Origin of the sequence: Mesorhizobium intechi (assembly GCF_002879535.1) — a bacterium.
GTDB classification, from domain to species: Bacteria; Pseudomonadota; Alphaproteobacteria; order Rhizobiales; family Rhizobiaceae; genus Mesorhizobium; species Mesorhizobium intechi.
Window position 1 is genome coordinate 1 of sequence record NZ_PNOT02000359.1, and the last position, 7,379, is coordinate 7,379.

A 7,379-nucleotide genomic window follows, 5' to 3' on the forward strand; every position below is an offset into this window, starting at 1 on the left:
ATCTACGACAATGCCGAAGTGGGCTTAGAGGCCGAAACCTTCGAAACGCTTCTTGAACTTGGAGAGGCGGCCGCCGCGGTCGAGCAGGGTCTGCTGGCCGCCGGTCCAGGCCGGGTGGGTGGTCGGGTCGATATCGAGGTTCATCGTATCGCCTTCCTTGCCCCAGGTGGAACGGGTCGTGTATTCGGTGCCGTCGGTCATGACGACCTTGATGGTGTGGTAGTCGGGATGAATGGCGCTCTTCATGGTTTGGTTCCTGGCTTGTCGGCGCGGCTGACGGGCATGAGCCTGCGTCGATGCGCCTCTTTTTAAAACTCGAAGCCGTAGCTATTGAGGAGCCACGGCTTCTAAAACGGTCGGCGAGCCTATACATCAGCCGAAATTGAATCACAAGGCCGCGTCAAACGCATATTGATGGCGCGCACGAAAAGGGCCAGAGGAAAACGGTCATGGCGGACATCAGTGGCGATGCGGACGAGCGTCGGCGCTCGCTCAAGCCGCTCAGGCGCCTGTTCCCCTATCTAGGCCGCTATCGGAAACTGGTCATCGGCGCCATGATCTCGCTGACGGTCGCGGCGGCGACGACGCTGGCCTTGCCGCTGGCGGTGCGGCGAATGATCGATCACGGCTTTTCGGCATCGGATTCCAGCTTCATCGCCGAATATTTCGGCATGCTGGTGGTGATGGCCGCCGTGCTGGCGGCGGCGTCGGCCTGCCGCTACTATTTCGTCATCACGCTCGGCGAACGTGTTGTCGCCGACATCCGCAACGACGTGTTCAGCCATGTGACGACGCTGTCGCCATCCTTCTTCGATACGTCGCAGTCGGGCGAGATCGTATCGCGGCTCGCGGCCGATACGACGCAGGTCAAGTCGGCCGTGGGAGCGACCGCCTCGGTCGCGCTGCGCAACGTCATTCTCGGCCTCGGCGCCGTGGCAATGATGGTCTTCACCAGCCCGAAACTGTCAGGCCTGGTCATCGCAGCCATCCCCCTCATCGTCTTGCCGCTGGTGGCCTTCGGGCGCTCGGTGCGTCGCAAATCGCGGCTGGCGCAAGACACGCTCGCCAATGCGACGGCCTATGCCAGCGAGCAGATCGGCGCGGTGCGGACGCTGCAGGCTTTCACCAATGAAAGACTGGTCACCGCTCGCTTTTCGTCCGCCGTGGAGGCTGCCTTCGAGGCGGCGCGCGCCTCGATCTTCGCTCGCTCCTTCCTGACCTTCTTCGCCATCTTCATGATCTTTTCCTCTGTGGTGGCGGTACTGTGGTTCGGATCGCGCGACGTTCTCGAAGGCACCCTGTCGCCGGGCACGCTTGGCCAGTTCCTGCTTTATTCGGTATTCGCCGCCGGCGCGCTCGGCGCGCTGTCGGAGGTCTGGGGCGAACTTGCCCAGGCAGCGGGCGCGGCCGAGCGGCTGACCGAGATCCTGGCCGAAAAGCCGGCCATCCAGGCGCCGGACGAGCCGAAGCCGCTGCCGGCGGTCGCCAAGGGCGCGATCGTCTTCGACGACGTCTCCTTCTTCTATCCGGCGCGTCCCGACCGGGCTGCTGTCCACGGCCTGAGTTTCCAGGTCATGCCTGGCGAGACGGTGGCCATCGTCGGCCCTTCGGGGGCGGGCAAGAGCACGGTCTTTTCGCTGATCCTGCGCTTCTACGATCCCGAAACCGGCAAGATCCTGATCGATGGGGTCGATGTGCGCGAAGCCGACCCGCTTTCGGTGCGCGAGCGCATCGCCATCGTGCCGCAGGACGTCACCATCTTCGCGGCGAGCGCGCGCGACAATATCGGCTTCGGCCGGCCGGGCGCAGGCAATGCCGAAATCGAGGCGGCGGCGAAGGACGCGCTGGCCGACGAATTCATCCTCAAGCTCGAGAACGGCTATGACAGCCAGGTCGGCGAGCGCGGCGTGACGCTGTCCGGCGGCCAGCGCCAGCGCGTGGCGATCGCCCGCGCCATCCTGCGCGACGCGCCGATCCTGCTGCTCGACGAAGCCACCTCGGCGCTGGACGCCGAAAGCGAGACGCTGGTGCAGACGGCGCTGGAACGGCTGATGCAAGGCCGCACCACCATCGTCATCGCGCACCGGCTGGCAACGGTGCTGAAGGCCGACAGGATACTGGTCATGGATGGCGGCCGCATCGTCGAGGAAGGCACGCATCAGAGCCTTGTCGCCAAGGGCGGCATCTATGCCAGGCTGGCCAAGCTGCAGTTCGAGACCGGCGCCAGCGCCTTCAGGGGCGCGGCGGAGTAAACAGGCGCTTCCGCCCTGTCGGTCCCTTCGATGGCCTCACGCGGTTCCATACCGTTTGCGCAGGTGATCGACGAAATGCACGGCGTTGAGCTTTTCGCCGGTGGCGCGTTCGAGCAGGTCCGGCGTCGACCAGCGCGAGGCCTGCGACCATATCTTCTTGCGGCGCCAGTCATTGATGGCGGCGAAATTCCCTTTCGCAAGGTCGTCATCGGCGGAAGGATGTTCGCGCGTCAGCGCCGCCCATTGCTGCGCCGCCATCATCGCGCCCAGCGTGTAGGACGGGAAGTAGCCGAAGGCGGCACCCGGCCAATGCACGTCCTGCATCGGCCCGTCGGCCGGATTGTCCAATGTGGAGAGGCCGAGATAGTTGCGCATCTTGGCGTCCCAGGCTTCGGGCAAATCGGCAACCTCCAGCCTGCCCGAGACCAACTCCTGCTCCAGCTCGTAGCGCAGGATGACATGCAAGGGATAGGTCACTTCGTCGGCGTCGACGCGGATCAGGCCGGGCTCGACGCGATGCACATGCGGCAGGAGATCGTCGAGCGACCAGGTCTCCCCGAGATGCTTTTCCACCACCGGCAGCGCCCAGCGCCAGAAGGCGGGATTGCGGCCGATCTGCTTTTCGACGAACAGGCTCTGGCTTTCATGCACGGCCATGCCGCGCGCCTTGCCGAGCGGCCAGTGCGACCACGCCTTCGGCAGGTTCTGTTCATAGAGCGCATGACCGGTCTCGTGCAGCACGCCCATCAGCGCCGACAGGAAATCCGATGTCTTGTACCGGGTGGTGATGCGCACGTCGCTGGGCACGCCGCCGCAGAAGGGATGGTGCGACACCGACAGGGAGCCATGGGTCAGATCGAAACCGACCGCCGCCATCATGGCAAGGCCAAGCTCGCGCTGCTTGTCGATCGCGTAGGTGCCTGAGAGCGGTTTCAGCGGACGCTTGCGCAGCCGTGCTTCCTGGATTGCCAGCGCCTCCGGCACGAATCCCCTGAGGAAGGTTTTCAGATCGGCGAAGACGGGTGTGATGTCGGCGGTACGGTTGCCGGGGTCGAATTGTTCCATCAGCGCATCGTAGGGGGCTAGGCCGAGCACGTCGGAACGCAGGGCCGCCTCTTCGCGCACGAGCGCCACCACGCCCTCGAGCGCCGGCTGGAAGCCCGCCCAGTCGTTCTTGGCGCGCAGGTCGCGCCACAGCTGCTCGCATCGCATGCGCGCGGTGGTCTGGCGTTCGACGAATTCGACGGGCAGGCAGGTCAGGTTGGTGTATTGCCGCCGCAGTTCGCCGAGCGCCGCCCGCTGCTCGTCGTCGAGCGCCTCGCCTTCGGCGGCGGCGATCCAATCGGCGATTTCCGGGGCGGTCGCCCTGGTGTGGTACATGCCGGTCAGTGCCGCCATCGCCTCGGCGCGCTTCTCGCCGCCACCGACGGCCATGTGCGTGGCTTCGTCAGCGCCGAGGATGGCCAGCGCATGCTCAAGCGCTTCGAGCTTGTGGCCGAGATCATCGAGTTTCTGAAAGGACATGGCGGCTTCCGTGATTGAGGACGGCGCGAAAAGACACCAACGCAAAAGCGTTGGCAACCCTCAGATGCCCCCCCTGGCGGATGCATCTTGCGCAGGCGATGCCACACATGAAATGCTGCCGGCAACGCATGAAGGGGGAGCAAATGATCGGCAGCATCCTGGTCGGGCTGGTGGCCCTGGTCCATGTCTACATCGTCTATCTGGAGATGGTGTTGTGGGACACGCCGCGCGGGCACAAGACATTCCGCCTGACACCGGAATTCGCCAGGGCGTCGAAGGTGCTCGCCGCCAACCAGGGCCTCTACAACGGATTTCTCGCCGCGGGCCTGATCTGGGGGCTGTACCTCGCCGCCGCCGGCTTTCAGGTCAAGGTCTTCTTTCTGTTGTGCGTGGCCATTGCCGGTCTTTACGGCGCGGCAACGGTCGGCCGCAAGATCCTGTTCATCCAGACCGTACCGGCGGTGGTCGCCCTGATCGCGGTCTGGCTTGGTTGGTAGGCAGGCTGGGCTGGTGAGGAAAAAGGACGCCCGCGGGATTGGGGTCCCGAAGGCGCCAGGTGATCCCTTCCTCCTGGAGCTTGCCGGAGGCCTCAGCCGTTCGGATAGGTTCCGCCGTCTGCGCCATCACCCATCAGGAAACCGCTGCCGGTATCGACCCGCAGCCGCTGGTCGACATTGTCGAGACGGCGCAGCAGGTCATGGTATTGCGCGGCCGGTATCCTGCCGTGATCGGACGCGGCTATCTTCTCGGCCGCCTGGCTGATGCGGGCGGTGCGCATTTCCAGGCGCTGCGCCACCGCCGGGCTGATGTTGTTGGCCTGCCTGGCGTCGACTATGCCGTGGCGGACACCCTGAAGCTGTTGGATGAGGGCCTCGACACGCGGGCCGGTCATGTCTGTCGGGTCCGTTGCCTCGAGAGCGCCCTTGTGATGGCCCGCGGCATAGGCACCGGTGAGCGGGGCGACAATGAGAACCGCGGCAAGCGTTGCCGTCTTGAAAGATGCTGATGTGCGCATGGGGCGCTTCCTCCTGCCAGGAAGGGAGCGGTCGCGCCGCCTCGCCTTCCGACCGTTTGGGTCGTCCAGTTCCGTCGTGTCGCGATGGGAGGCATCGCCGGCGGTTCTCGACCCTGAACGGCAAGCTAGGAGCGCTCCGGCGCCAAGTGTAATTAAAAAAAGATAATCTTTTCAGGCCTTGCCGGCTACGATCTGCGCCCTAGAGTTGAGCCGGCGAACAAATTCGCGTGAGTTCGCGTGATGAGAAATCAACGTTCGGTGAGCTTCAGTTCAATGCGGCGGTTCTTGTTGCGCGCTTCGTCGGTGTCGGCGGGGTCGAGGGGCTGGAACTCACCGAAGCCGGCGGCCACCAGACGGTTGGCCGGCACGCCGTTCTCGATCAGGAACTTGACCACCGACGTCGAACGCGCCGTCGACAATTCCCAATTGTCGCGGTAGCGGCCGGTGCCGGAGAGCGGCTTGTTGTCGGTATGGCCGTCGACGCGCAGCACCCAGTTGATCTCGGGCGGGATTTCCTTCTGCAGCTCGATGATGGCGTCGGCGAGCTTCTTCATCTCGACCTTGCCGGCATCGTTGATCACCTCGGAGCCGGTCGGGAACAACACTTCCGACTGGAACACGAAGCGGTCGCCGACGATGCGGATATTCTCGCGGTCGGCGAGGATCTCGCGCAGGCGTCCGAAGAAGTCGGAGCGGTAGCGGTTCAATTCCTGCACGCGCTGCGCCAGGGCGACGTTCAGCCGGCGGCCGAGATCGGCGATCTTCGTGTTGGAATCGCGGTCGCGGGCTTCCGACACGTTGAGGGCGTCTTCAAGCGCGCCGATCTGCTTGCGCAGCGCGGCGATCTGCTGGTTGAGGATCTCGACCTGGCTCAACGCCTGCTGGCTGATCTGGCGCTGGTTGTCGAGTTCGCCCGAAAGCGCCGCGGCGCGCTGGTTGGCCTGGTCGCCGGCGCCGGCGCCTTGCGCCAGCAACTGTTCGAGCCGGCTCTTCTCCGCTTCGGCCGCCGACAGCGACGCCTGCAGATTGGCGAGCGAATCGTCCTTGTCCTGCGCCGTCGAGCGCTCCAGTGCCAGCAACTGGGTCAGTTCGTTGATTTGCGAGTTGAGACGGGCGAGCACCGTATCCTTGCCTGAAATCTCGCGTCCCAGCAGGAACTGCGCCAGCACGAAGACGGTGAGCAGGAACATGATGGCGAGCAGCAGCGTCGACAGCGCGTCGACAAAGCCCGGCCAGTAGTCGATGCGGCGATCGGTACGCCGGCCCCTGGCAAGCGCCATGTCAGTGCACCCCGGGCTTCTTCAGGGCGTCGGCAATCTTTTCCAATGTGTTGCGCATCGCCTTCTGCTCATCGGACTGGGCCTCGACCCAGTCGCGCATGATCTGCTGCTCGGAGCGCATGTTCTTGACCAGGCCGGAAATGCCGTCGGCAAGATTGGCCATGGCGGTGGCGACGCGCGGATTGGAGCCGCCGCCATTCTCCTGCATGCTGCGCAGCCGCTCCGACAACAGACGGATTTCGTCGGACGGTTCGGTCTTGGCCTGATCGGAGACGACGATGTCGGAGGAGAGATCGGTGACCGAGGACAACCAGTTTTCAAGCTCGGTGTAGAAGCGCGTCTGGGCGCGGCCCGCCTGCAGGTCGAGGAAGCCGAGCACGAGCGAGCCGGACAGGCCGAACAGCGAGGACGAGAAGGCGGTGCCCATGCCGGCCAGCGGTGCCGACAGGCCCTGCTTCAAGGAATCGAGCACGGCGGCGGCATCACCCGTGCCGGGGTCGAGCGATTCGATGGTCTCGCGGATCGAGCCGATCGTGTTCAACAGGCCCCAGAATGTGCCGAGCAGGCCGAGGAACACCAGGAGGCCGACCAAATAGCGCGAGGTGTCCCGGCTTTCGTCGAGGCGCGTTGCGATGGAATCGAGCATGGTGCGCATCGAGGAGGTCGAGAATGCCATGGTCGACGAGCGGCCGATCATGGCTTTCATCGGCGCCAGCAGCACCGGCTCGGTGGTCTCCGAGCCGGCGCGGAAGGAGTTGAGCCAGCGCACTTCGCGAAACAGCCGCCCGACCTGGGCGAAGGCAAGCAGGATGCCGACCGCGAGCACGCCGACGATCAGGCCGTTGAGCCCGGGATTGGTGACGAAGGCCGTCGAAATCTGCCGGGTCAGGATGGCGGCAATGAAGGCGACGATGGCCAGGAAGATGACCATGGTCAGCAGGAACACCTGCGGGCTCGACAGCTTGTGCGGATCGTAGATCAGTACGTCGGAGCGCCTGCCCATGCCGAAGGATCTGAGAAAAGCCATCCGTGCCCCGTTTCGCTGCCGCTGCCGCCGATCACGTCGTTCGCGACTCTAAACGGAATTGTGACCAAATTGAATGGCGCTTGGCAATATTGCCGCGAGCGGATCAGAAACGGTTTATCACCAGGCAGTCGACCATGGCCGCCAGATGCAGGCCCGCGCCAGTGACGACGAAGCCGTGCCACAGGGCGTTGTGAAAGCGCAGACCCTTCCAGGCGAAGAAGATGACGCCACAGGAATAGACGACGCCACCGGCAACGATGAGCACGATCGACGTCGTCGGC

The 7,379-nt window shown here is 64.6% G+C and carries 7 protein-coding genes and 1 pseudogene; 2 read left to right on the forward strand and 6 right to left on the reverse strand.

The features are described from left to right. Nucleotides 1–24 precede the first annotated feature (24 nt). Entirely contained in the window at nt 25–246 is a 222-nt protein-coding gene (gene rpmE, locus C1D09_RS30260) for a 50S ribosomal protein L31 (RefSeq protein ID WP_010912060.1), read from the reverse strand. Nucleotides 247–449: 203 nt separating this feature from the next. Between rpmE and C1D09_RS30265 the strand changes: the two genes are divergently transcribed. Beyond that, entirely contained in the window at nt 450–2,252 is a 1,803-nt protein-coding gene (locus tag C1D09_RS30265; RefSeq protein ID WP_143977628.1) for an ABC transporter transmembrane domain-containing protein, read from the forward strand. 36 nt (nt 2,253–2,288) lie between these two features. On the opposite strand, the gene C1D09_RS30270 is transcribed toward C1D09_RS30265, so the two are convergent. Further along, a complete protein-coding gene (locus C1D09_RS30270) occupies nt 2,289–3,776 on the reverse strand; it encodes a carboxypeptidase M32 (RefSeq protein WP_143977629.1) in 1,488 nt (495 codons plus the stop codon). 143 nt (nt 3,777–3,919) lie between these two features. Here C1D09_RS30270 and C1D09_RS30275 point away from each other — a divergent pair, with 143 nt between their 5' ends. Continuing rightward, the gene (locus C1D09_RS30275) at nt 3,920–4,273 is read left to right on the forward strand and encodes a DUF1304 domain-containing protein (protein ID WP_143977630.1); all 354 of its coding nucleotides are present in this window, start codon (nt 3,920–3,922) and stop codon (nt 4,271–4,273) included. Between the two features lie 92 nt (nt 4,274–4,365). On the opposite strand, the gene C1D09_RS30280 is transcribed toward C1D09_RS30275, so the two are convergent. The 4 genes and pseudogenes from C1D09_RS30280 to C1D09_RS33960 form a co-directional block, all read right to left on the reverse strand. Then, on the reverse strand, nt 4,366–4,791 hold the full coding sequence (locus tag C1D09_RS30280) for a hypothetical protein (protein WP_143977631.1): 426 nt from the start codon (nt 4,789–4,791) through the stop codon (nt 4,366–4,368). A 248-nt stretch (nt 4,792–5,039) separates the two neighbouring features. Continuing rightward, complete coding sequence (locus C1D09_RS30285) at nt 5,040–6,071, reverse strand: peptidoglycan -binding protein (protein WP_143977632.1); 1,032 nt, start codon at nt 6,069–6,071, stop codon at nt 5,040–5,042. Nucleotide 6,072: 1 nt separating this feature from the next. After that, nucleotides 6,073–7,098 carry a MotA/TolQ/ExbB proton channel family protein gene (locus C1D09_RS30290; protein WP_143977633.1) on the reverse strand — a complete coding sequence of 342 codons (1,026 nt, stop codon included), beginning with the start codon at nt 7,096–7,098 and terminating at the stop codon, nt 6,073–6,075. 103 nt (nt 7,099–7,201) lie between these two features. Beyond that, nucleotides 7,202–7,379, reverse strand: a pseudogene (locus tag C1D09_RS33960) (PAQR family membrane homeostasis protein TrhA); the annotation flags it as partial.

Excerpts from the sequence above, each read along its gene's own strand:
- rpmE (WP_010912060.1), bottom strand. The coding sequence starts at position 246 with ATGAAGAGCGCCATTCATCCCGACTACCACACCATCAAGGTCGTCATG.
- C1D09_RS30265 (WP_143977628.1), top strand. The coding sequence starts at position 450 with ATGGCGGACATCAGTGGCGATGCGGACGAGCGTCGGCGCTCGCTCAAG.
- C1D09_RS30270 (WP_143977629.1), bottom strand. The coding sequence starts at position 3,776 with ATGTCCTTTCAGAAACTCGATGATCTCGGCCACAAGCTCGAAGCGCTT.
- C1D09_RS30275 (WP_143977630.1), top strand. The coding sequence starts at position 3,920 with ATGATCGGCAGCATCCTGGTCGGGCTGGTGGCCCTGGTCCATGTCTAC.
- C1D09_RS30280 (WP_143977631.1), bottom strand. The coding sequence starts at position 4,791 with ATGCGCACATCAGCATCTTTCAAGACGGCAACGCTTGCCGCGGTTCTC.
- C1D09_RS30285 (WP_143977632.1), bottom strand. The coding sequence starts at position 6,071 with ATGGCGCTTGCCAGGGGCCGGCGTACCGATCGCCGCATCGACTACTGG.
- C1D09_RS30290 (WP_143977633.1), bottom strand. The coding sequence starts at position 7,098 with ATGGCTTTTCTCAGATCCTTCGGCATGGGCAGGCGCTCCGACGTACTG.